This is a genomic window from Citrobacter sp. C6_1 (assembly GCF_014596835.2).
In the GTDB taxonomy this organism is placed as follows: Bacteria; Pseudomonadota; Gammaproteobacteria; order Enterobacterales; family Enterobacteriaceae; genus Citrobacter; species Citrobacter pasteurii.
Genome location: NZ_CP115031.1, coordinates 1,924,798 through 1,948,910 on the forward strand (window position 1 = coordinate 1,924,798; position 24,113 = coordinate 1,948,910).

Sequence of the window (24,113 nt, forward strand, 5' to 3'; positions counted from 1 at the left end):
GGACTGGCAAAACGTATGAAAAAAATCATTATCTCTTTATTGCTACTGGCAAGTTCGGGAGCGGCACTGGCTGCGCCGCAGGTTATTACCGTCAGTCGTTTTGAGGTTGGCAAAGATAAATGGGCGTTTAATCGTGAAGAGGTGATGCTGACCTGCCGTCCGGGCAACGCGCTGTATGTCATCAACCCCAGCACGCTGGTGCAATACCCGCTGAATGATGTTGCCAGGCAGCAGGTTGAGAGCGGTAAAACCACGGCAAAACCGATCGATATTATCCAGATTGACGATCCAGCTAAACCTGGCGAAAAAATGAGCCTTGCTCCGTTTATCGAGCGTGCAGAAAAACTCTGTTAATTGTCAGATGTAGCGCTCTGATTTCCAATAAAAAACCGCAAGGATCTCACAGGAGAACTTGCGGTTTTTACATTGCAGCGAGTGACAATCCCCCTTTTTTTCAGACCACTTTAGTCGCGGACTGGAAAACCTGGCGCTGTCATCTATTCTTAAATGGCAGGGTAACTTAGCCTGCATTAATGCCAACTTTTAGCGCACGGCTCTCTCCCAAGAGCCATTTCCCTGGACCGAATACAGGAATCGTATTCGGTCTCTTTTTATGTCCCTTATAAACCAGCCAGTTATAGGACATAGCCTCGAAAAACACGAAAGATCCTCATCGGTTTCCGTAAGCTGTTACTACAATCTAAACATTTTCTTTCACACATCCAAGTACTTTTCGGTCCTTTTTTCTGGGTATCGGCGCCTTTACTTACAACTCGCGTCCCGGTACACGGACTTATCGGATAAAGAGAAAATATAACATTGGTCGTGTTTTATCAGTTAAGATAGCATCTTAACACATTAATAATTCTATTAATTCTGGGAAAATATAGTGTGAGGAACTCAGGGCGTGAATTTACGGGTGCACATTTAACTTTTAGTTATAGAATTAGATTAAATGGAACGAATGTATGAATGATTCAAGTGGCTATGTCTACATTCTGAAGAATGAAGCCTTTCAGAAAAGCCTCTTCAAAATAGGTTTCACAAAGAACATGCCAGAACAGAGGGCTAAGCAGTTATTTAACGGATGACAGGCGTACCGTTGCCCTTTGATGTCGTGATGGCCTGTCAGGTAGGTAACTATCAGGAGGCTGAGAAGAACGTCCACGCGCGTCTTAAACCTTATCGGGTCAATCGCCGAAGGGAATTTTTTGAACTGCCCATAGAAATTTGCAGTAAGGTAGTTTTGGACGAATGTAATAAAATCAATGAACATCTGGGGTTAAACTATACTAATCCAGTTATTTTAGAACAAAAGGAAGACACAGTTATTGAAATTGAAGAATATCATCGCTCGGGATTTATTCTGTCGATTAAAGACCTTCTTGAGCAAGATAGCTACAATTCAACATTAACCGCTGATCAGAAAAATAGGATTGAGATATTAATGCTTGTTTTTTTTGATGTATTTCCTAATGATATTTCGAGGTGGTATGATGGCTTTATGAAAGATCATAACTCAGAAAAAGAAATACAGATATGGGAAGCATTGGCTAAAGCTTTTTGTAAAGCAAAACGATATTATGAGTTCAATGAATATAAACAAGTTGTTTTTGATAGCTTGCTTCTCCGTACTATTAATAGAAAAACATTTGTAATGAAGGCTATGGATTCTTTAAATGTACCGCGTGACCTTCTTTCGCGAATATTGGACTGCTATGAACTAAAACCGACACCGCTAGTTGTTGTTACCTCCAGAGGGAAATGCTGAATGCCCAACTACATATGAATAATTGAACATTTGCTGCGCAAACCCTACGGTACAGTGCCTATTGCTGTTATTGCTAAACTTAATGGTGAGCGAAACAAGAATGCAGAAGGTCATATGGGACAGCCTGACAACGTCTACCAGAGGATAGAAGGTACAAACTGGCGTCACATCTGGGTCGTGGGAGATCTTCACGGCTGTTTTTCTATGCTGATGGATAAATTGCGCCAGTGTCGGTTTGATCCGTGGCGCGATCTGCTGGTTTCCGTCGGCGATGTTACCGATCGTGGGCCTGATAGTCTGCGCTGTCTACAGTTGCTTCGCCGAAACTGGATCATAGCGGTCAGGGGGAATCACGAGCAGATGGCGCTGGATGCGCTGGTAACGGGGGATCTGCAGTTGTGGTTTATGAATGGGGGCTCGTGGTTTGCCCAGGCAGCACAACCCGCGGCAAGATTTGCTCTTGAAGCCTGTCAGCAATTACCGTGGATTCTGGAACTGCATTGTCAGAATGGCGTACACGTGATTGCCCATGCCGATTACCCGGATGATGATTATCTGTGGCGAAAAGAGGTCGATTTGCAACGGGTGTTGTGGGACCGTGCGCGATTACTGAACAAAGGCAGTGGAATTCATGGCGCAGATCACTTTTGGTTTGGTCATACGCCTCTGCGTCATCGGCTTGATCGCGATAATCTGCACTATATTGATACTGGCGCGGTATTTGGCGGTGAACTAACGTTGGTACAGTTACAATAATTAGAAATCGCTATATTCCTGAGCAGGACGCCAGAAGCTGTCGATATAGTCTTCTGCCGGCAAGCATCCGCCGTTGCGAATGCGCTGATCGTCCATCGAAATTAGGCACTGCTGTTCCGTATTGTAGACATCAACCACGATATCTTCACAACCGCCATCCAGGTAGCAAACAAAAAGAATCAGCGTGAACATTCCATCCTCAAATTGTATTGCCGTATCAATAGTGTAGAAGAAAGTGTAGTTAATGGGGCGGGGGGAAATAAGTTAACGCGTCACTGTGTGCTCACTCGTGAAGGGCAGGGACGTTTCACGGGGCAGTTCGAAAGATTGCAACCAGTGGGTAAATTTTCTTACGGCCTCATCTTGCCTGTCGTTCCACAGCAGAGAATAGGTTCCGGTATCGATAGTCAAATCGCCAAATGGCGCAACCAGCCTTCCTGTTTTCAGGTGTTTTTCACAGAATAAATAGGGCATTACGACCAAACCCAAGCCATCTTCAGCCGCCTGTATTGCCGCAAATGTATGATCCAGCGTGATAATCTGGTTATTTTTATGATGATTATTTGGGAAATGGCTATGCCAGCGTTTCCAGAGATCGTTACGCGCATGAATTTGAATTTTTATATGATCGTCCAGCTGATTTGGCGAGACGAGAGGTCGGCTGTGCAGGTACTACTGGCTACAAACCAGCAGGCTTGATTCCCGAAGAAATGGAACAGGTTTAAGCCCGGAAAAATGCGCCGGATCCCGGCGAATCGCGATATCAAAGGGAGAGGCAAAGCTAACGGGACCAATGCTGGTGGTGACATCGACGGTGAGTTCAGGGTGGATTTCATTCAGCTCAGCCAGTCTTGGCATGAGCCAGTGCATGGCGAATGTGGGCAGGCACTGGATGGTTAACCTTCCCGAAAAGGTGTTAGCGCTGACCTCTTTTTCTGCCTGCGCAAGTTCATCGAGTAACCGTGTTGCGACACGGGAAAAGGTCTCGCCAGCACTCGTCAGCCTGACAGATGGATTCAACGCAAAGCTGGGAACTCGCTTATAGTGTTCTGGCTGCGGGAGGAACCATCGCTTTCTTCTCCGCCTGCGTACTTAGATTCAATTATTTTAACGCCAATAAATAACCCGTCTGGCGACGGGTTCTTTTTGAATCAGGCAAGGCGCATGATCCAGGCATCTGACTTACGATCGTAGTGCTCGCGAAATAGTACCGAATGTTCTCCGTTCAGAAGAGCCGGGACGCTGGTGTCGGCATCCCAGGCGTCCAGTTGCATACATAAATCCGGATCGGATTTACAGGGAATGGTTAACGTTCGGTCTCCTGGCGATTCGCCATGTAACTCGGCGTCGTCGATTTCAAAAGCGCCAATGCGCACACTGGTTTTCATCATCGTGCTCTCCGTTGATTTGCTGGTTGTGGTACGACCAGTTAGGCCGTCCATTTTTCAGCGTAGTCAACGTTAGCAAAAGCGCCAGTAAAAACGTGCGTTATCCTGTAAAGAGTTTGCCATCCCGGACAAGATCGCGTGGATAGCTATTCTTTAATCGTGAACCAATACGTTTTGCCAGGCCAAGCGGCTGGTGCTGGAACGTAACCAGCACGTCGTCGGTGGTCGGTGCGGTTTGTGGGTAGACATCCCGGCCGCGGTACCACTCCTCAGCTTCGGCAAGGGTCAGTTCAAACGCATGGCTGTGATTTGGGTTGGCGAGCGCGATGACGGCTTCATGTTGCCAGCGGTAGCCTTTATTGTGCGTTTCAGCCAGTTTGACGCCGAGTCGGGAAAAGCGGACTTTACCGATCAGTGGCTCAATTTCTGTTGGAAACAGCCAAATCTCTTTATCACGCTGCCAAAGGCGCAGAGTGTCTTGCCACTGCAATCCACAGGCGGTAGCGGCCTGGGTTATTTGTGCGGCTTCCCGGCTTTTCAGCGGGCTGAAGGGGAAATTTCCCACCTTATATTTCGGCGTTGGCAGTGCAGGGATAGGGGCAGTTTTTCGCAAACGTGCAACGAAGAAACCTTCGCAATCATAGATTTGCGGGAACACATGCAGGAACCCTTCCGGCGTCAGGGCGCGTTCGGCCTCGGGGAATAAATCGCCCAGCGGCAAAAATTCGACGGCATCCGGGTAAGTCTCAATCAACCACTGCATGACGTTTTCATTTTCGTCACGGTTAAGCGTACAGGTTGAATAAACCAACGTGCCACCGGGGCGCAGAGCGTGAAAGGCGCTGTCGAGCAGTTCGCGCTGAGTCGCGGCAATTTCCAGATTACTTTCTGGTGACCAGTTTTTTAGCGCGTCGGGGTCTTTACGCATCACGCCTTCGCCGGAACATGGGGCGTCCAGCAAAATGGCATCGAAGGATTCAGGCAATGCTGCGCCGAATACCCGGCCATCAAAATGGGTGAGTGCGACGTTCGCAATCCCGCAACGGCTGATATTGGCATGCAGAACTTTGACGCGGCTGGCGGAAAACTCATTCGCCAGAATTGCACCCTGATTATTCATTTTGGCGGCAATTTGCGTGGTTTTAGATCCGGGTGCTGCCGCAACATCCATTACACGTTGCGGGGTATTGCCTTCGGCAAACAACGCGGCGACCGGCAGCATTGAGCTGGCTTCCTGAATATAAAACAGACCGCTTAAATGCTCCGCGGTGCTGCCAAGCGGCAGTGACTCTTCATCATCGCGTTCGATCCAGAAACCTTCAGCACACCAGGGAACCGGAGTAAGCGACCAGTTGTAAGGCGCGGTCAGTGAGAGGAAATCGGCAACGGAGATTTTCAGCGTATTGACACGGATGCTGCGGCGCAGCGGGCGCTGGCTGGCAGCGAGAAAATCTTCAAAAGAGAGCGTGGAAGGCATTGCTTCACGCATTTGTGTCAGAAAGGCGTCGGGAAAATAAGCCACTTGGTACCACCGGCAAAAAAACAGGTGCGCAGTGTAGCATATACCCTAAATAATTCGAGTTGCAGGACAACTACGCGCCTACTTGAAGTATGACGAGGCTAACCGCTCCGGCGCGAGTACGCCGGAGTAGGGGAAAGATTAGCGTGGCAGGGCGGTTCCCCATTGACGCCATTCTTTCGGTTCGCTTTCGAGCAGCAGGAAATGTTTACCTGCCTGCGCTTTCGGCGCCAGTGGCGTACCTGGTGGGGTGGCAAACGCGATACCACCGCGAATGAACTGATTGAAGGTACCGGTCTTCACGACGCCGCCGGTGAGGCCGAAATCGAGGTTGTAGCCAGATGCCAGCCAGAACACAGAGTTATTGCGCACCAGGTGCTGGTAGCGCTGACTGATGCGCATGGCCACCATCACACGATCGGACAGTGAACCCAGCGTCAGCCCGGTGACGGTCCCTACTTCAATACCTCTGAACAGTACCGGCGTACCGATATTTAGCGAACCGGCTTCCGGCGCTTCCACCACAATACTCAGACCATCGAGGTAACGAGAGTCGGTAATAGTGGCTTCCTGCAGCTCAAAATCACGGCGCGGGTTGCCGCGTCCTGGTTCAACGTTGATATACGGCTGCAGGATGGTATCCAGATGCTCCACGCCCGCCGCCGAAATTTGCGGCGTGATCACGGAGAAGCGCGTACCACTTCGGGCAAAGGTCTGCACATATTCCGGATACAGAACCGCTTTTGCCTGAACTTCGTTACGAGCGGTGATGAGCTCAAGCGTCTGGATCTGACCAATATCGATCCCCAGATAGCGAATCGGCATGCCAGCAGCGAGTTTACCGGCATCGAACGCGTGCAGGGTTATCTGACCCCCCACCGCACGCGCGGCGGTTTCGGAAGCATACAAAATACGCTTGTCACCTTTACGCTGGCTGGCGCTGGCACCGCTCAGGTTATCGAAGCTAATCGCCCCTTTGAGCGCCCGCGACAGGGGAGAAGCCTGTACGGTTAAACCGCTGCCGTTAAGCTGAACTTTTGCACCACCTTCAGCCCAGAACACGCTGTTGCTGGTTAACAGATTGCGGTATTCCGGTTTGATGTGCAGATCGATATCAAACGCATCGGCGCGTGGACGAACGCTAATCACTTCACCGACCTCGAATTTGCGGTAGAGCACCACCGAACCGGCTTGCACATCCGGCAGCGTTTCAGCGCTCAGGCTAACCGTGGTGGTTGGCAGATCGCTCAGGCTGTTTTCAATCGCTTTTTCGAGGTTGGCATACAGCGGATAGCTTTTTTGCATTTCACCTTTAGTACCGGGCAAAATGCGAATGCCGCCGCTGAGCCACTCACTGGCGCTGGCACCGAGGAATTCCACGCCATCCAGCCCGACTTTGACATCCACCCGGCTGTTGACCACGAATTTACTGTCGCCTTGCACCAGCGAGCGATGCTGCGGTTCGATGGCAACGGTGAATGAGACACCTTTGCTTGAGAGCGTACGCTCAATCACCTGACCGACCTGAACGCCGTGGAGAATCAGCGGCTGACCAGCATCAATACCGTAACTCTCCGGTGCGGTCAGCGTAAATGTCATGACGCCAGGATCGTGTAACAACGACTTCTCTGCGGGAATAACAACAAACTGGCTACGCGGCTCGCCTTCGCCGGGGACCAGTTCAAACGTTTTACCCGTCAGCAGTGAGCTGAGATTGGCATCGTTTAACGATAATTTAGGACTGTGTAATTCAATCCGCGTGCTGTCGCGCAGCAGCGTAACGACGCTGGGGTCGACCGTCATTTCGCCGGTGACTTTACCGCCTGGATTTAAATCCAGTTTGGTGAGTTGGCCGACTTGTAGTCCTTGATACATCAGCGACGTTGAGCCAGCTTTGAGCCCGTCCCCGTTGGGTAAGTCAAGCTTGACGATTACCCCGCGTTGGCTGTGGGCGAGATCCTGGTATAACCCAAACGTGTCGTCGGCTGCGGCGGGTTTTGAGTCTTCAGGCGAATCAAAAGCAATGGCGCCATTGACCAGCGCGGCCAGACTCTCTAGCTTGATCTTCGCGCCGCTGAGACTGACATCCGCATTCACACCGGACACGTTCCAAAAGCGGCTGCCTTTTTTCACCAGATTGGTAAATCGACGTTCAATCAGCACGTCGATAGTTACGCCCTGATTGTTGGGGTTGATAGTGTAATCATACACCCGGCCCACCGGAATCTTACGGAAATAAACCAACGAACCGCTATTGAGCGAACCGAGGTCAGGCGCCCGCAGATGCAACATCAAATCGCCATTATCCAGACGATATTTGGGCTGCGTGTCGAGGGCGACGAAATGATCTTCCGGCTCGCCGGTGCCCGGCATCATGCCGATATAGTTCCCGCCAACCAGCGCATCGAGGCCAGAAACGCCCGCCAGTGATGCCTTCGGCGTGACCAGCCAGAATTGTGTGTCCTTGCGCAGGGCATCTTTCATGGTGGACTTGATGCTGACGCGGACTTCAATTTTGCGCAGATCTTTACTCAGGCTGATATCCTGCACCGTGCCCACTTCGACACCCTGATAGCGCACGGGAGTCCGGCCAGGGACAATGCCGTCCGCGGACATAAAGTCGATGGTCACGGTATTGCCACGATCTTCATAGCTGCCCCAGATGAGCCATCCTGCAATCATCAGCGCGATGAACGGCAGCAGCCAGAACGGAGAGATACGGCGTTTGGTTTTAATCTGCGCTTCAGTCTGCGAAGCGGGCGTTTCCTGACTCATGTGCATCCCAAAGTAAGCGGCTGTCCAGCCATTCCACTGCAAGAATAGTCAATATTACCGCTGCACCGAAATAAAACGCAGCCGGTCCCATAGTAAAAGCAAGTATCTGATCGCGATTAATCAGCGACATGGTTAACGCGATAACAAAGAGATCCAGCATCGACCAGCGACCAATCCAGGTCACCATACGCAGCAGTTTTATGCGGGTACGCAATCCTTGCTCGCAGTTAAAATGGATGCTGATGAGCAACGTAAACATCACAATCACTTTGGTGAATGGCACCAGAATACTGGCGATAAAAACGATCGCCGCCACGCCGACGTTGCTGTTTGCCAAAGACATTATACCTGACAGGATAGTGTCTTCCTGCCGACCACCGTTGACATAAATTACCGAGATAGGCAGCAGATTAGCAGGCAAAAGCAGGACAATCGAGGCCAGTAGCGCCGCCCAACACTTTTGGATACTTTGATTCCTGCGCCAGCGTAACGGGATATGGCAACGCGGGCAGCGCCCCCGAGCATCCGGATAACCTGTAAAGTGACAACCGAGGCAGACACGGAGCTTTTCATCAGGGCGACGGGCCGGTCTTTGCGGGTAAAAACGGTCCCAAAGCTGCTCTACGTTGAGGTGCGACAGCGTCAAAATACTGAGGATCACCAGCGCAATAAAAGCAAACAGCCCCACACCTGGTTGCAAAAAAGCATAGTCCTGAACTTTGATTGACGCGACGCCAATGCCCACAAGATAGATATCGAGCATCACCCACTCTTTGAGCCTTTCCAGCATCAGCAGCACCGGGCGCAGGTTCATCCCGAGAATATTGCCAAACCACAGATACGCGATTGAGGTAACGAGAATTAGCGGTGCTCCAGCAACGCAAAACAGCACGAAAGATGCGGTGAGTGGGTCACCTTGTCGGGTCATTTGCCAGATGCCCTGCAGCACATTGGCGTCAATGCGTACACCTAATAAATAGATGTGCAGCAGCGGCTCTCCCCAGGCAAAGGGCATCAGCAGCAGCATGGTGAAAGCCATTGCCGCCAGCCGCGTTAGTGACCAGTCGCGTCCGTCACGAATTTTTGCCTGACAGCGTGGGCAAAATGCACTTTGGTGCGAACGCATTTTAGGCAAACTAAAGATCAGGTCACATTCAGGGCAGCGATGATAATTCGCACGAGGAAGTGCATCACCAATGGACCTGATGGCTATTTTTCTAGTCGGCGTGATGCGTGGATGAGTAAGGGCCATGTATCGCGAATCAAAGTGTTGAAGTAATGTTATCTTAACCCATGATGGGAATGATCTTGAGCATTTACGCATTTAATGTTTATTTTAGTAGGCTGCAGATTTAAGTAAGACAACTAAGTGATTACATAATGAACAAAATAGAGCTATACACGGATCTGAACCGTGATTTTCAGGCATTAATGGCAGGTGAAACCAGTTTTCTGGCAACGTTGGCGAATACCAGCGCGTTATTGTACGAACGTCTTGCAGAAGTGAACTGGGCGGGGTTTTACCTGCTTGAGAACACTACGCTGGTGCTCGGTCCCTTCCAGGGGAAAATCGCCTGCGTACGCATCCCGGTAGGGCGTGGCGTGTGTGGTACCGCAGTGGCGCAGAACCAGGTTCAGCGCATTGAGGACGTACATGCCTTTGACGGGCACATCGCCTGCGATGCCGCCAGCAATGCGGAAATCGTCCTGCCAATCACCGTCGACAATCAGATAATCGGCGTGCTGGATATTGATAGCACGGCGTTTGGTCGCTTTACTGAAGAAGATGAACAGGGTCTGCGGACGCTTGTGGCACAGCTTGAAACCGTGCTTGCAACGACGGATTACAAAAAATTCTTTGCGACCGTCGCAGGATAATCAACGGATAACGTAGCAATTACTGATGACGTCATTATAATGACGCCTGTTCATGCCTGCGCTTGTTGGCTACGTCCGTTGTAATCAGGAAATTTCATGGAAAATCAACCTAAGTTGAATAGCAGTAAAGAAGTCATCGCGTTTCTGGCCGAACGCTTCCCGCAGTGTTTTAGTGCGGAAGGCGAAGCGCGCCCGCTGAAAATTGGCATTTTTCAGGATCTGGTAGAGCGTGTTGAGGGCGAAATGAACCTCAGTAAAACACAGCTCCGTTCGGCCTTACGTCTCTATACTTCAAGCTGGCGTTATCTGTACGGCGTTAAGCTGGGCGCAACGCGTGTCGACCTCGACGGCAACCCGTGTGGTGAGCTGGATGAGCAACACGTTGAACATGCGCGTAAACAGCTTGAAGAAGCTAAAGCCCGCGTTCAGGCGCAACGTGCAGAGCAGCAGGCGAAAAAACGCGAAGCGGCGGCCGCTGCTGGTGAAAAAGAAGACGCACCGCGTCGCGAGCGTAAGCCGCGTCCTGCACCGCGTCGTAAAGAAGGTGCTGAGCGTAAACCTCGCGCTGAAAAACCAGTGGCAAAAGCACCGCGTGCTCCTCGTGAAGAACAGCATACCCCAGTATCTGATATTTCAGTGCTGACGGTAGGGCAGTCTCTGAAGGTGAAAGCAGGTAATAATGCGATGGATGCCACCGTATTAGAAATCACCAAAGATGGCGTCCGTGTACAGCTGAATTCGGGTATGTCTTTGATTGTACGCGCAGAACACCTGGTGTTCTGAAACGGAGGCCAGGCCTGGCATGAACACTTTTTTTAGGCTTACTGCGTTAGCTGGTCTGCTTGCATTTGCAGGCCAGGCACTCGCTGTGGAAGACATCACGCGTGCCGATCAAATCCCCGTTTTAAAGGAAGAAACTCAGCATGCGACGGTGAGTGAACGTGTGACATCACGCTTTACGCGTTCACATTATCGCCAGTTCGATCTGGATCAGGCGTTTTCGGCGAAAATTTTTGACCGCTACCTGAATCTGCTCGACTACAGCCATAACGTGCTGTTGGCGAGCGATATTGAGCAGTTTGCCAAAAAGAAAACCGTCCTCGGTGATGAACTGCGTTCGGGCAAGCTCGATGTCTTTTACGATCTCTATAATCTGGCGCAAAAGCGCCGGTTTGAACGTTACCAGTACGCATTAAGCGTACTGGCACGTCCAATGGATTTCACCGGTAACGACAACTTTAACCTCGACCGGAGTAAAGCTCCGTGGCCGCAGAGCGAAGCAGAGCTTAATACGCTGTGGGACGGCAAAGTTAAATTTGACGAACTCAGCCTGAAACTGACCGGTAAAACCGATGCGGAAATTCGCGAAACGCTTACGCGTCGCTATAAATTTGCCATTCGCCGTCTGGCGCAGACGAACAGTGAAGATGTGTTTTCACTGGCGATGACGGCTTTTGCTCGTGAAATAGACCCGCATACTAACTATCTATCTCCGCGCAACACTGAACAGTTTAATACTGAAATGAGCTTGTCTCTGGAAGGTATTGGCGCAGTTCTGCAAATGGATGATGACTATACCGTCATTAATTCCATGGTGGCGGGCGGCCCGGCAGCTAAAAGCAAAGCGATAAGCGTTGGCGATCGTATTGTTGGCGTCGGTCAGAGCGGAAAAGGCATGGTCGATGTGATTGGCTGGCGTCTTGATGACGTCGTGGCGCTGATCAAAGGACCAAAAGGCAGCAAAGTTCGCCTCGAAATCCTGCCTGCCGGTAAGGGCACCAAGACGCGCATTGTCACGTTAACGCGTGAACGCATTCGTCTCGAAGACCGCGCTGTTAAAATGTCCGTGAAAACCGTTGGCAAAGAGAAAGTCGGCGTACTGGATATTCCTGGTTTCTATGTTGGCCTGACGGATGACGTCAAAGTACAGCTGCAGAAACTGGAAAAACAGAATGTCAGCAGCGTGATTATCGACCTGCGTACCAACGGTGGTGGCGCACTGACCGAAGCGGTCTCGCTTTCCGGTCTGTTCATTCCTTCCGGCCCGGTGGTTCAGGTTCGTGACAATAACGGCAAAGTGCGTGAAGACAGCGATACCGACGGCGTTGTGTACTACAAAGGCCCGCTGGTAGTGTTAGTCGATCGCTTCAGTGCTTCGGCATCAGAGATATTTGCCGCGGCAATGCAGGATTATGGTCGTGCGCTGATCGTTGGTGAACCAACCTTCGGCAAAGGCACTGTACAACAGTATCGCTCCCTGAACCGTATTTACGATCAGATGCTGCGTCCGGAATGGCCGGCGCTGGGTTCTGTGCAGTATACGATCCAGAAATTCTACCGTGTAAACGGTGGCAGTACGCAGCGTAAGGGCGTTACGCCGGACATCATCATGCCGACAGGTAATGAAGAAACCGAAACCGGTGAAAAGTTCGAAGATAACGCGCTGCCGTGGGACAGCATTGATGCGGCAACCTACACCAAGTCCGATAACCTGACGCCGTTTGGGCCGGAATTGCTGAAAGAGCACAATGCGCGCATCGCCAACGATCCTGAATTCCAGTACATCATGAAAGACATTGCGCGTTTCAACGCAATGAAGGATAAGCGCAACATCGCCTCTTTGAATTACGCCCAGCGTGAGAAAGAGAATAACGAAGATGACGCAATGCGTCTGGCGCGTATCAACGATCGGTTTAAGCGAGAAGGTAAACCGCCGCTGAAGAAACTGGACGATCTGCCGAAGGATTACCAGGAGCCCGATCCGTATCTGGATGAAACGGTGAAAATCGCGCTCGACCTGGCGCATCTTGAAAAAGAAAAGCCAGCGGAACAGCCCGCGACCAGTCAATAACGTCAAACAGGCACAAGAGATTGTGCCTGTTTTTTTAACAAACGCATGAAGACGTCAGTCTGATACGATAAAATGTAAAGTTGTGTCTTTCTGGTGACTTAGCACCTATGCATGCTTGAAAATAGCCGTAAGACCCATACGATATGGGTAATCGCATAGTGCGTTTTGTTAAATTGAGGTTAAAAGAAAATTATGATGCGAATCGCGCTCTTCCTGCTGACGAACCTGGCTGTGATGGTCGTTTTCGGGCTGGTATTGAGCCTGACAGGGATTCAGTCAAGCAGCGTTCAAGGCTTGTTGATTATGGCACTGCTGTTTGGTTTTGGTGGTTCCTTCATTTCGCTGCTGATGTCCAAATGGATGGCGTTAAAGTCCGTTGGCGGAGAAGTGATTGAACAGCCCCGTAATGAAAGAGAACGCTGGCTGATGAATACTGTGGCGACACAGGCTCGTCAGGCCGGGATCGCTATGCCGCAGGTGGCTATTTACCATGCGCCAGATATTAACGCATTTGCGACCGGTGCGCGCCGGGATGCGTCGCTGGTGGCCGTCAGCACCGGTTTGTTGCAAAATATGAGTCCGGATGAAGCGGAAGCCGTTATCGCGCATGAAATCAGCCACATTGCTAATGGTGATATGGTTACCATGACGCTGATTCAGGGTGTGGTGAACACCTTTGTTATCTTTATCTCGCGTATTCTGGCGCAAATCGCCGCCGGTTTTATGGGCGGAAACCGCGAAGAAGGCGAGGGTAGCAATGGTAACCCATTAATCTACTTTGCCGTCGCAACGGTGCTGGAGCTGGTGTTCGGTATTCTGGCCAGTATTATTACCATGTGGTTTTCACGTCATCGTGAATTCCATGCGGATGCGGGTTCAGCAAAACTGGTTGGCCGTGAGAAGATGATTGCCGCATTGCAGCGACTGAAAACCAGCTACGAGCCGCAGGAAGCAACCAGCATGATGGCCTTCTGCATCAACGGTAAGTCCAGGTCGTTGAGCGAGCTGTTTATGACGCACCCACCGCTGGATAAGCGTATCGAAGCGCTGCGCAGCGGAGAATATCTGAAGTAAGTTGCCTGGGTTGATAAAAGGGCCACATCGTGGCCCTTCGTTTGTTATTTGTTAGACCTAAACTACCGCTGGTGGAGAGCAGTATGGTTATTTTCGAAGAAAATGCTATGCAGGTGGATTAATTTCAGGGACGGTGGTCTTAATGTATGCAATAAATTTTTCAGATACAACATGAGTAGCCTCACGAACTGAAATTGAATTACCCTCAGTTTTACAGGACTTCAAAAAATCATCTTTAAGTATTATAGCCTGCCCGAAAAAAGTAGAAGAAACATCACTATCAAACGATTTAACATTTTTTGGGGCTGGGGCTGGGTCTGGGTCTAGGTGTGTAGCGAAAGCCTGATATAAGGATAATGTCAGTTCGCGGTCATTTTCGTCTAACTCCTGAAGTTGTTGATTCATATAGTCATTAAAAGCAGCCTGCTCAAGCTTAGTGATGTTAACGTCACTGATATGCACTGTGTGAGGAGACGACAGAAACGCTTTGATAATTTGGGCTGCTGCATCACCTTTCTTACTAATTGCCCCATTGTCCGGTGTACCATATCCGGGATTCACTATTTCAGCGAACGAGGTCTTGAGAGCATCAAGACTAAGCGTTGTACTCTGTCTGACCGGTGATTTCTCCAATTTAGTATATTTATCAAGCATTGCATTAAAAATAGGATCTATTGTATTAGCATTAAGCATTTTTATACAGGCCTCTTGCCTGTTAGCGCTTGCTTTAAAAGTTTGGATCGAAGATCCAAAATTGGCTTTAAAATTTTCCCTTTTTTCTTGCAGATCAGTAAAGGCTTTTAAATTTTTTCCGCTAAGGGAACTAATTTTGTATTGATCTTCAAAAGTATTTACAGCGTTACGCATATTTAAAGCTGTATCTCCCAAAAATTTTGTGCGATCTGCATTTAGAGTCCAGATACCTTTATTATCTTCAAAACAGAGCGGCATAGAAAATCCGGTATCACGAGCATGCGCCAAATCTGCTGTTATTTTTTGAATGGTTTTGTCAATGCTAATATTTTTAGGGACATTAGCGATAGCCGAAAAACATGCGGAAAATAAATTATGGTTCTTAACTTCTCTTTGCCTGTGGAAATCACTCCTATAATGGCTAACACTGTGTGAGAATGCTTTAATTGTGTTTGACATATCCGTCTCCATGTGCGTTTTTTAAACATCAAGTATCGCACGTATGATGTCATCACGGTTGGTGGATTTCTTTCAAAAAATGCTTCGATTTCTTTATTTAGCAATCTGAAAACATACCTTCTAAATATTTATTTATTTATTTCAATGATAAATGCGGTAATAATTATAAGATTACAATCATCTATTATTTGTATGGAACTGGATTTATTATGGAAAATGGAAATGATGTGTTGATGGAGGATCTTCTCAGCAAGATCGCTGAAGAAAATCGCGAACAGTTTATTGAAGATTTATTTGAATCGGGCGCTACCCGCAAACAGCTGTATGGCATTCCAGATAGCCTGATGAACGGTTTCTACGCCTGTGCATACGAGTATTACCAAAAAGGAGAAATTGAAAAAGCGGAGCACTTTTTTAAATTTTTAATGATGTATGACTTCTATAATCCTGATTACGCATTTGGCCTGGCCGCCGTTTATCAACTAAAGCAGGACTACAAGCATGCGCTGGATATCTATGCAATTGCCTATGCGCTTGATGATGACAATCTGCGCGCCATTTTTGAGGCAGGGCAGTGCTATATGCACTTGCATAACTATTCGAAAGCACGCGACTCATTTGAAGAGGTCGTGGCTCACGAAAAGGATCCTGAGCTGGTCAAACGTGCCGAACTGTATCTTAAAGCGCTAACAAAGATTAACGACAGTGATGAGGATCATAACCATGTACGGAATAACAAATAAGCCTGTCACGCTGGTTACCCAGCAGGTAACCAGTGAAGGTGATGTTGAAAGAGCAACTACTGAGAAAAAGGACATTAGTTCTACAAGCAGCAGCGACGGAAATGCGGCGCAGAAAATAGTCCAGGAAAAATTGGTTACGCGCGCAGAGAAATTGGCTATGACCAGCGAATCATGGAAACCAACGTTGCGTTCCCCTGAAAGTGTGACGCTGCGATCATCCCTGCAAGCTGAATCGCAGTCAGGTGAGACGAATAGTGCGATGTCGGGAGGTAACACGCAATCATCAACCTATTCTCTGGCAGAGGTTCTGGCCACATTAGCGGTTAAACTGGGTGATTCTACTGTGGTTGGGCAAATGTTTCGTGCCACAGCGACACAGTTGATGGGAAGCGCCGCATCCGCAGCACTCATTCAGAAGTCGCAAGGTGTTGAAAATGCACAGCAGGAGTTGACGCAGGCAAATTCAGCTTATAGCGAGGCCATAAAGGCCGAAAACGAGGCTAACGATAATTTACTACAGGTTGAAACATCGCTAAACAACGCTAAGCTGTCGCTGGACGATGCCCAGGATGCTCTTACTTCAGCGCAAATAGCATATAACGATGCGCTGAATGCGATTTACAGCACTGATGAAGAAAAAACGCTAGCGATTAATACGGCAGCAGATAGGGTGACGAGTGCACAGCAGGCAGTGGATGTGGCCGCTGATGAATACCAACAGGCGATTGATGCCAGAAGCAAGGCGCAAACGGCAGCAACCGATGCCACTAAGAATGCCCAGCAAAAACAGCAAGCGGTGATTACGGCAACTCAGATGCTGAAAGTAGCGCAGGACGCATTGGAAAGTGCGACAGTTAGCCCCCAGGTCGTAAATAACGATAATACAGGTAGCATTAATCGAGTCGACCTTATGATGGCACAGTTAGTGACTATTTTAGGTAAATGTAACGAAGAAACCTTAAAGACGAATATGGAGCTGGCCAAAAGTCAGCAGTCAGCCAAACAGGCTGAACTGGCAAAGGAAACTGAAAAATCAGATAAAATCGCGGAAAAACAAAAAAGGATGCATAAGATTTTTGGCGCTCTCGGCAAAGTACTTATGGCTGTGACGATGATTGCTGGTGCCATTTCTGCACTATTTACCGGTGGCGTTATGGCAATTTTGTTTGTTGCCAGCACGGCTCTCATGATATCGGATCAAATCACGAAAGCTGCAACGGGCGAGTCCTTTATGGGGAAAGCGATGAATGCCGTTGTGAGCGAACTTGCTAAAATGTTTGAAGCTATGGGGGCGGATGAGCTTGTTGCCTCTATTCTTGCATCAATAACAATGTTGTTAGCAACAATTGCCGCTACGGTAGTGCTGGGGAAGGGCGCAAAATTCTTGAATAATAAATTCGCAAGCAAAATAGCAAACTCGATCTTGCGAGTCCTTTCAAATCATGGAACATCAGGTGCCGGACGCATTATGAAAATGGGGTCTGAAATTACATTCAGAGTTTCGCTAACTGCCAGCGGAATTAATAATGGCGCTTATTCAATCACCAGCGGTGTTTATGAACAACAACGTGCTAATATTTCAGCGAAGCTGATCGAAATTATGAAAGATAATGATTTTGTAAAGAGATTTATGGATATGATCGTGGAAAACTACAGTAACACGATGAAAACCATGAACGCGATTATTAAAAATGAAACAGAAGCATCGGGTATGTCAATGCAGGTGGGTAAGCAAATTCTGGCACATACCCGTGCGTAATTGTAATAAAAATGGAGATAAATAACATGGTTGGATCGATTAATTCAGTGGTAACGGGCAATATATACCTTAATACAAGTGAGAATGCAGATGTTGCCCAGACGGATAGTAGACGGAACATTAAAGATACTCAGGCCTACCAGACGTTAGTGAAATTGGTTGGCGATGGCTACAAAGGTGTGGACGAGACTAAAGAAGACAAAGCCGCAGTGCGCAAAGAGGCTCAGCAACTTCTTAGCCAGTTGCATAGTGGTTTAGGCAGCAACGATACCAGCACAGGTAATGTGATAACCGTGTCAATGCCAAAAGCCAGTGCACTGCTGACTCTCCTGGTTGCCATGATTGAGTCAGAAAATGAATCTTCAATTGCGGGTTATAAAATGTCCGGCGAACTCGGTGTCATTAGCCAGGATTTTTCAAATGCTGCGGCAGATGAATTACGCGAACAGGGGGAGTTGGCTTTGTCATCGGGTATCGTAAGTGGTTCGACTCAGATAGCTGGAGCGGCAGCGGGGATTGGTTATGGCGCTAAGAGCGCAAAAAATAACGTCAAGGCAGGCTTGAATGACGCTGATGCTTCAAAATTCAGGGGCGCCGCTGAAAAATATGCAGCTAAATCATCGGCAGCTACCACAATAGGTCGAGCTCTTTCTGAAGGAGAGCAGGGCGGGTTTGGTATGGGGACAAAAAATTCTGAAGCAGAGCAGACGTCCCTGCAGGCAAGTGGCAAAATGATGGATCAAACCATGGAGATGAGTAGAGAAACGGCACAAAAAGCGGCGCAAGTGATGAGTAGCCTTCTTTCTCTGATGGCTGATATACGACACTCGTCAGCCGATCTGGTTTCTACAGTCAGTAGCAATCTGAAAGCCTGATGGCTAACTAATATATAAAAAAGGCCCGATATGTTTCGGGCCTTTAGACGCAATCAAAAATAAAAGATCTAACTCGATTATTCCGAAACAGATTCTACTGCCTGCTGACGATATTCTTCAAGGCGTTCAGAAATATTCAGCGTAGCAAAAGACGCGGCAATAGCTAATTTAGTTAGCTGGGATGGTTGGCGCTGAAAATCGCAGCACCATATTTCCTGTCCATATTCTACCCGTAACTCTTCAGCCTGACATGTTCGAAGTTCAACATCAATTCCGGACTGCTTAAAATTGTCACTGATGGATTTGGCTGAGCGAATGGCATAAGCAGGGAATGAAACGATAGCTTTAGTGCCTGTAATAGCATCACGTGATAGATAATGAGCTAGCAGTGCAAGTATATTTTCTATACCGGCCTCACTGGCAAATAATTGCTGTAACTGTTTCTCCAGTTGCTGTTGCGAATGTTGCAACAACTGTGATGTTGCAGATTCAATATTGCTGACGTAATCGACTACAGTTTGTGATGCTTTCTGTATTCCCTGGCTATAACCTTCCATCCAGGCAAGTGAACGCAATTCATCAGCCTCGTTTCTTGCATCACGCAGAATATGCTGAGCATGCTTCCTGGCAAGCAGCTCAAGTCTGGATGCACTGGTCGCTGAATTCAGCCATTTCGCTTTGATAAGCGGGGTATCAGGCAAAGGATACTGCTTCGGAAGTGAGATTTGTCTAAGCATATTCTAAGGCCTGCAAAAAAAGAAGATATTCTTCAGGATAGATTTGGTCATCTCTGATATCAGGCTCTTGACATTCATCAGTGAAAAATAAGGCCAGTAGAGGGACAAGAGGAGGGGGGAATCGATTGTGCATTGCTTTTACCAATAATGTATATGCATACTGTTCAAGCATAGCGAGATCAGGTTGGCGATATTCCTGGTTTATGGGTAAAGATGAAAACCAGGGAATATAAAGGAAAGCGCGCTGTTTGGCCGTTAAAAGCGTGAGGGCGGCGGGAAACCGTACGAACATAGGAGCCAGTTGCCGTGATGCGGCCATCATTGCTGCACTATAGAGTTCTTGCCAGCGAGAAATAAAAAACATATTTTGTTCAGAGAGTTGCAATAGGTCAATATCAATAGTGTTATGTGGTAACAGAAGTCTGTTTACAATAGTACGTGGCACATTGCGCAATTTAGCTAATCTGGTAGTATTCGCCCAGTCAGCCGGCATTAGCACAATTTTGCTAAGCATAATTATCTCACTCATAGCTTATCCAATGATAAGCGACGAAAAGAAATCGTCGCTTATAATAATATTGTGATTGATTACTCTGTCTCTTTCTTAGAAAGAAAACGTTGAGATATACGAGGCCAGAACACACCAAGCAAAATCAGAAACAATAGTAGAACTGAAGATACTATGATAAAGGTGTATCCCCATAGCGGATGTGAAGGTTTGATACTCACTAACTTTAGTGGGGCGGATTGGCGGAACATAACCACAGATATATTTTCATAGTGCATATCCTGCAATCCATTCCTGATAAAACGGCGTATCTTATCTGTATATGCTGTCTCATCAATCGTTCCCTGATAGGTTATCAATACTGATGCCACCATTGAAGATGAGTCATTGTTTTCAGGGCTAATACCTGGATAACTCAAATGCACTCTGGCGCTGGTAATATGCTCCAGTTCTTGCAGTGACTGACCCAGTCTCTGTTCAATAGCTGAGATCAGTCGTGCTTTTTCACCAAGGGGCGTGGACACCATTGCATCCGCAGGAAATTGTTGAGATATCTCAATATCATCAGCGGAGGGAAGATTATAAGCAGTCAGTAATACCGTCGCTGAAGCCAGGCTTTCTGAAGAAACCTGAATGGAATATTTTCCTTTACCACTGTCAACTTTAAACGCATCAATATTATTCGACTCCAGAAGTGTAATGATTTCATTAGCTTGCCGTTCAGATAACTGGTCAGCTAATTTTTCATTACACCCGCAGAGTAGAAATATAAGTAGCAACAGCGCAGTCTTTACATTAAAAGATCTCATCATGTTTTTATTAATGTTTCGATCGCGGAAACACCCTTACGAGCCAGCGTGCTATATAAACTGGTGTCAATAGTATAAGCGCTCAGCTTGTTTTGCCATATTGCAAGTTGCTCCGGGTCGGAAGTGACTGCTGGGTTATTCAATGCGGCGGTAATTCTGTCTTTTTCAACCTGGGTACCTGCTGCCAGTCTGGAGACTTCTTCAGTCAATCGCGTATCCAGATCAACCAAATCACCCGTGACTAAAGAGGGTTGTGATTCTGAAAAAGTTGGTGTCTGTAATGACTGCGGTGATATCTGATTAATAGACATACTCACGTTAGTACTCCCTGTCCGTAGGATAAATCGATAGCGGCAAACGCAGCGGACCTACCTTGCCGCACATCATTTTATTTAAAGTTAGCAATAATGCCCTGGTCAATATCACGGAACGATTTAACAACGTTCGATTGCGCATTTTTGTAAAGAGTATACTCAGATAATGCAGATTGGTATGCCGCCAGATTAGCGGGGTTACTCGGATCATTTTGTAAAACCGCTAATGCATCATCCAGCGATTGTCTAAGGTCTTGTGTACCTTGCTCAAATCCTAAAGACATATTGCTAATATATCCCGAACCAAACGCCAGGTCGGTTACAGTACTTGCATCATGTGATTTATTATTAAATGTGACCATTCAAATTGCCTCATATTCCATTTAATTTAATAGGGATAAAGCCAATGGTAATCAGACATGATGGCATAACTGTCATCACCGTTCCGATAGGTCAACGGCCGTAACCCCGGTTCGTCCAGTTCAAAATCAAACTGAACATATTCACCGCCAAAGTTTTGTCTAAAACTGTCTATCGAATTCTGGATAACAGAATACTGTTCTCTCTCGATAACGCCATGAATAATAAAACTTGCTCTCAAAGGTGTAATTTCTGTTGTAAACTGAAATCCTAATTCATTGAGTTTACGTTCAGCTGATGCAATTATTTCTTGATCGGCAAATGAACCAATGATTGTATTTTTTATCCACGGATAATTTTTACCAATCAAAGCGTTAAATGGCTTATTGCACGTATCATTAGTACAACGTTCTGTACTAAATTTTATTACTAAAGTAGAAGAATCAGCGAGTTCAATTTTGTGGAATGGGATCTTCAGTTCGTGGAGCATTGCCGAGAGATCAAGGCGAGCCGATTCAAGAGATACAATATGAATTTTTTCTGTATTAATATTACTTTTATTGAGTTCCTGCCAGCCCCAGCCGACGTCGGTATCGTTCTTCACAATGACATAAATGCTGCCATCGTTAAGTTTAACGATATCAGGTTCAACAGGAGATAATACAGACAATACTGAAGCACTATTATCCACCTTAGCGCAATAGCCGATGAAAGAAGCGGCGGCTACAATAAGGATAACGGTGCTGAGAACAATCAGCCAATAAAGTTGGCGACGAAAATATGATTTATCGGTTGATACTTTAGTAAATGAAGGATCGGTAATGCTTTCATCCTGATGCAGAGCAGAAAACGGCTCTCTGGAATAGTTTACAACGTCCTGATTCCAGGATTCATCCTTTATTTTTAAGGCAATAGTTATCAGGCCAATCTTAACTGGGCTGTTCAGGTTTAAAGCTCGAACTGAAGTCTCTCCGTCATTTTCCGAAGAAAGGAGATCTTCTCCGGCGAGTGATAGTAGCTGGCAATATACAGCCACTGTATCAGTTTCAGCAGAAGTTACGAACGACAACAGAAAGCAGGTACTCTGCTCTGCGGGGGCTGGGACGACAATAGTGTTGACGCTGCTAAAAATAGACTGCTGTTCACTTTGTTCCGCAGTTAATAACTGTTGCTGTGACATGAAGCGGACATGCACGTTTTCGCAGTGAGGTAATGGAATGTCTACTCCATACATCGAGCCAGAAAGCACCTTCATGACATAGTGGGGCAGGCAATCCCCTGCACACTGCGAATTCTCTTCCATAAAAATCCCGTACAAAAACAAGGTTACTACGCTACTAACGCAGTCTAAGGGATAAAGAAAATGAAAAGAATAAACATTTATTTATTCCATAAAAAAAGATGAAAAAAATAAATAAAAATTTATGTAATATTTTTATGAAAGGCATTAGCCTATGACGAAAGCTAGGGCTCCGACTCGTGGTGATAAAAGGATTATTCAGTAGCGAAACGGCAGATGAGTTTGCTCCCAAGGACAAGGAAGGGAACTTAAATATGAAAAATATTATGTATAACGGGAATTTATCATTTGTTGCTGTAATGATTTTATCAACCGTACTGTTCGGCTGCACAGTTAAGAAACCGTTAAAAAGAGACATCGCATTGGTGTCTGATGGACATATTACGCATTCTACGCGTTTATTCAGGCAACAGCTTGTGTACTGTGCAACGCAGTATCTTGCCGAGACCCGACATCCAGATGCCAAAGTTCGATGGAATCTTCAGTCAAAAACCTTAACGATAAATAGCGCTGACAAAAATCTGGAACATTTCTTAAATATCTGTGTAACGGACGCTGTGGCAATGATGGCTGATGTTAACGATAGCGGAAGTATGACAATTTCTGCCAACCAGAGTTTTGAATAAAAACGGATGTAGGCCATGAATGCTAAAAGAATTAAATGGTATCCAGGAAATGAAATTAGTCGCAGACAGTTATCTGAAAATTTTTTGCTATGCGTTTCACTAAGAACTGAAAATCAATTGAATAAATGTCCTAAGAATGTGCGGTGTGAAGACCATATCTGGACGATTGGCGAACAGGGAAGATTTTCACAGTATTTAGTCTATGGCCGCCAGATCAGAGATTATCATCAGCAGTCACGGATTTTAACGGGTACTGTAAATATAGGGTATTTTTCTGAACTGCTTGCATTTCTTGATGCTGCGTATCAGGTTTGTTCTGACGTAAATACGTACAGGAATTCTGATGCTCAAAATAAATATAATGGCAATGTATGCTTAAGATATTCAGAACTGGAACAATTATTTATTATTAGATACATTCGAAGAATTGATGATATTGATTTTATTTCATTATGCGAATTTATACGACAGCAAGAATCTTATATTCTCGCAAACTATCTTATAGAAAATTATATCAATAATGATATTGGCAATGTTACTAACTTGAGTGAACGTTACGGTTTGTCATACTCGAATTTCAGAAAAAAAACACAACTATATTTCGGTGATACAGTAAAAACCCGGATGCAGGCATGGCGATTGACAAAAACAATGTTGGATATTGTAGAGACAAAAGAAAGCCTTACTCATATAGCAATGAACAATGGATTTAGCTCACAGTCTCATTTGAACCAGGTTATCTTATCCTCTTTCGGTATGACACCGTCCTCATTGAGGAAGATAAATGAAAAATTATAATATCTGTCATTCTGAACAGTATGAGCTTTTCCTGCTAACCGACGAATATTTTATTGATAAGTATGCAGTTCTCTCAATGTTAGTGATGAAATTGAATCAATTTTTTGCGTGTAAAATTGG

At 46.8% G+C, this 24,113-nt stretch carries 24 protein-coding genes and 1 pseudogene; 12 read left to right on the forward strand and 13 right to left on the reverse strand.

Translation table 11 applies throughout. The annotated features are described in order from the left end of the window. Positions 1–15 precede the first annotated feature (15 nt). From IB196_RS09390 to pphA, 3 genes are all read left to right on the forward strand, one after another. Positions 16–354 carry a YebY family protein gene (locus IB196_RS09390; protein ID WP_040232386.1) on the forward strand — a complete coding sequence of 113 codons (339 nt, stop codon included), beginning with the start codon at positions 16–18 and terminating at the stop codon, positions 352–354. Positions 355–1,087: 733 nt separating this feature from the next. Next, positions 1,088–1,771 (forward strand): GIY-YIG nuclease family protein, encoded by a 684-nt coding sequence (locus IB196_RS09395; protein ID WP_188231687.1) that lies wholly within the window; start codon positions 1,088–1,090, stop codon positions 1,769–1,771. 114 nt (positions 1,772–1,885) lie between these two features. Further along, entirely contained in the window at positions 1,886–2,527 is a 642-nt protein-coding gene (pphA, locus tag IB196_RS09400) for a protein-serine/threonine phosphatase (protein ID WP_182290363.1), read from the forward strand. Here the strand turns inward: pphA and IB196_RS09405 are convergent, their stop codons facing one another. From IB196_RS09405 to yebS, 6 genes and pseudogenes are all read right to left on the reverse strand, one after another. Then, positions 2,528–2,719: a YebW family protein gene (locus IB196_RS09405; RefSeq protein WP_005120744.1), complete on the reverse strand. Its 192-nt coding sequence runs from the start codon at positions 2,717–2,719 to the stop codon at positions 2,528–2,530. It abuts the gene before it with no gap. A 72-nt stretch (positions 2,720–2,791) separates the two neighbouring features. Then, positions 2,792–3,397 (reverse strand): annotated as a pseudogene (locus IB196_RS09410) (LysR substrate-binding domain-containing protein). Between the two features lie 281 nt (positions 3,398–3,678). Further along, entirely contained in the window at positions 3,679–3,915 is a 237-nt protein-coding gene (locus tag IB196_RS09415; RefSeq protein ID WP_029139506.1) for a YebV family protein, read from the reverse strand. Between the two features lie 100 nt (positions 3,916–4,015). After that, a complete protein-coding gene (rsmF, locus tag IB196_RS09420) occupies positions 4,016–5,404 on the reverse strand; it encodes a 16S rRNA (cytosine(1407)-C(5))-methyltransferase RsmF (RefSeq protein WP_005120748.1) in 1,389 nt (462 codons plus the stop codon). A 171-nt stretch (positions 5,405–5,575) separates the two neighbouring features. Next, the gene (locus IB196_RS09425; protein WP_005120749.1) at positions 5,576–8,209 is read right to left on the reverse strand and encodes a PqiB family protein; all 2,634 of its coding nucleotides are present in this window, start codon (positions 8,207–8,209) and stop codon (positions 5,576–5,578) included. Further along, entirely contained in the window at positions 8,178–9,461 is a 1,284-nt protein-coding gene (gene yebS / locus IB196_RS09430) for a membrane integrity lipid transport subunit YebS (RefSeq protein ID WP_040232382.1), read from the reverse strand. The genes IB196_RS09425 and yebS overlap by 32 nt, the downstream gene beginning before the upstream one ends. 128 nt (positions 9,462–9,589) lie before the next feature. On the opposite strand from yebS, the gene IB196_RS09435 reads away from it, so the two are divergent. From IB196_RS09435 to htpX, 4 genes are all read left to right on the forward strand, one after another. After that, positions 9,590–10,087 carry a GAF domain-containing protein gene (locus IB196_RS09435; RefSeq protein WP_182290367.1) on the forward strand — a complete coding sequence of 166 codons (498 nt, stop codon included), beginning with the start codon at positions 9,590–9,592 and terminating at the stop codon, positions 10,085–10,087. A 96-nt stretch (positions 10,088–10,183) separates the two neighbouring features. Then, on the forward strand, positions 10,184–10,870 hold the full coding sequence (proQ, locus tag IB196_RS09440) for an RNA chaperone ProQ (protein ID WP_005120752.1): 687 nt from the start codon (positions 10,184–10,186) through the stop codon (positions 10,868–10,870). A 19-nt stretch (positions 10,871–10,889) separates the two neighbouring features. Further along, complete coding sequence (gene prc / locus IB196_RS09445) at positions 10,890–12,938, forward strand: carboxy terminal-processing peptidase (RefSeq protein WP_040232379.1); 2,049 nt, start codon at positions 10,890–10,892, stop codon at positions 12,936–12,938. A 192-nt stretch (positions 12,939–13,130) separates the two neighbouring features. Beyond that, positions 13,131–14,012: a protease HtpX gene (gene htpX / locus IB196_RS09450; protein WP_040232377.1), complete on the forward strand. Its 882-nt coding sequence runs from the start codon at positions 13,131–13,133 to the stop codon at positions 14,010–14,012. 105 nt (positions 14,013–14,117) lie between these two features. Here the strand turns inward: htpX and IB196_RS09455 are convergent, their stop codons facing one another. Beyond that, positions 14,118–15,164 carry a hypothetical protein gene (locus IB196_RS09455; protein ID WP_188231686.1) on the reverse strand — a complete coding sequence of 349 codons (1,047 nt, stop codon included), beginning with the start codon at positions 15,162–15,164 and terminating at the stop codon, positions 14,118–14,120. A gap of 209 nt (positions 15,165–15,373) precedes the next feature. Between IB196_RS09455 and IB196_RS09460 the strand changes: the two genes are divergently transcribed. Genes IB196_RS09460 through IB196_RS09470 form a run of 3 tightly spaced genes read left to right on the forward strand, consistent with a single transcriptional unit; the run spans position 15,374 to position 18,541 of the window. Next, complete coding sequence (locus IB196_RS09460) at positions 15,374–15,907, forward strand: SycD/LcrH family type III secretion system chaperone (protein WP_005120757.1); 534 nt, start codon at positions 15,374–15,376, stop codon at positions 15,905–15,907. After that, a complete protein-coding gene (gene sctE, locus IB196_RS09465) occupies positions 15,888–17,666 on the forward strand; it encodes a type III secretion system translocon subunit SctE (protein ID WP_188231685.1) in 1,779 nt (592 codons plus the stop codon). Before IB196_RS09460 ends, sctE begins: the two co-directional genes overlap by 20 nt. A 26-nt stretch (positions 17,667–17,692) precedes the next feature. Beyond that, on the forward strand, positions 17,693–18,541 hold the full coding sequence (locus IB196_RS09470; protein WP_188231684.1) for an IpaC/SipC family type III secretion system effector: 849 nt from the start codon (positions 17,693–17,695) through the stop codon (positions 18,539–18,541). A gap of 77 nt (positions 18,542–18,618) precedes the next feature. Here IB196_RS09470 and IB196_RS09475 read toward each other — a convergent pair whose 3' ends face one another. From IB196_RS09475 to IB196_RS09500, 6 genes are all read right to left on the reverse strand, one after another. Further along, positions 18,619–19,278, reverse strand: a complete 660-nt coding sequence (locus IB196_RS09475; RefSeq protein ID WP_188231683.1) for a type III secretion protein HrpE — start codon at positions 19,276–19,278, stop codon at positions 18,619–18,621. After that, positions 19,271–19,807, reverse strand: coding sequence for a hypothetical protein (locus tag IB196_RS09480; protein ID WP_040232371.1), 537 nt, complete (start codon positions 19,805–19,807; stop codon positions 19,271–19,273). The genes IB196_RS09475 and IB196_RS09480 overlap by 8 nt, the downstream gene beginning before the upstream one ends. 59 nt (positions 19,808–19,866) lie before the next feature. Next, positions 19,867–20,598, reverse strand: a complete 732-nt coding sequence (gene sctJ / locus IB196_RS09485) for a type III secretion inner membrane ring lipoprotein SctJ (protein ID WP_005120761.1) — start codon at positions 20,596–20,598, stop codon at positions 19,867–19,869. Then, entirely contained in the window at positions 20,595–20,906 is a 312-nt protein-coding gene (gene sctI, locus IB196_RS09490; protein WP_223236825.1) for a type III secretion system inner rod subunit SctI, read from the reverse strand. The genes sctJ and sctI overlap by 4 nt, the downstream gene beginning before the upstream one ends. 77 nt (positions 20,907–20,983) lie before the next feature. Continuing rightward, on the reverse strand, positions 20,984–21,271 hold the full coding sequence (gene sctF / locus IB196_RS09495) for a type III secretion system needle filament subunit SctF (RefSeq protein ID WP_005120763.1): 288 nt from the start codon (positions 21,269–21,271) through the stop codon (positions 20,984–20,986). Positions 21,272–21,297: 26 nt separating this feature from the next. After that, positions 21,298–22,572 carry a PrgH/EprH family type III secretion apparatus protein gene (locus IB196_RS09500; RefSeq protein ID WP_082031743.1) on the reverse strand — a complete coding sequence of 425 codons (1,275 nt, stop codon included), beginning with the start codon at positions 22,570–22,572 and terminating at the stop codon, positions 21,298–21,300. Positions 22,573–22,823: 251 nt separating this feature from the next. On the opposite strand from IB196_RS09500, the gene IB196_RS09505 reads away from it, so the two are divergent. Together IB196_RS09505 and IB196_RS09510 are read left to right on the forward strand one after the other, a co-directional pair. Then, positions 22,824–23,195, forward strand: coding sequence for a hypothetical protein (locus IB196_RS09505; protein ID WP_005120765.1), 372 nt, complete (start codon positions 22,824–22,826; stop codon positions 23,193–23,195). Between the two features lie 15 nt (positions 23,196–23,210). Continuing rightward, positions 23,211–23,993 carry a helix-turn-helix domain-containing protein gene (locus tag IB196_RS09510; protein WP_155021161.1) on the forward strand — a complete coding sequence of 261 codons (783 nt, stop codon included), beginning with the start codon at positions 23,211–23,213 and terminating at the stop codon, positions 23,991–23,993. The last annotated feature ends 120 nt before the right edge of the window (positions 23,994–24,113 follow it).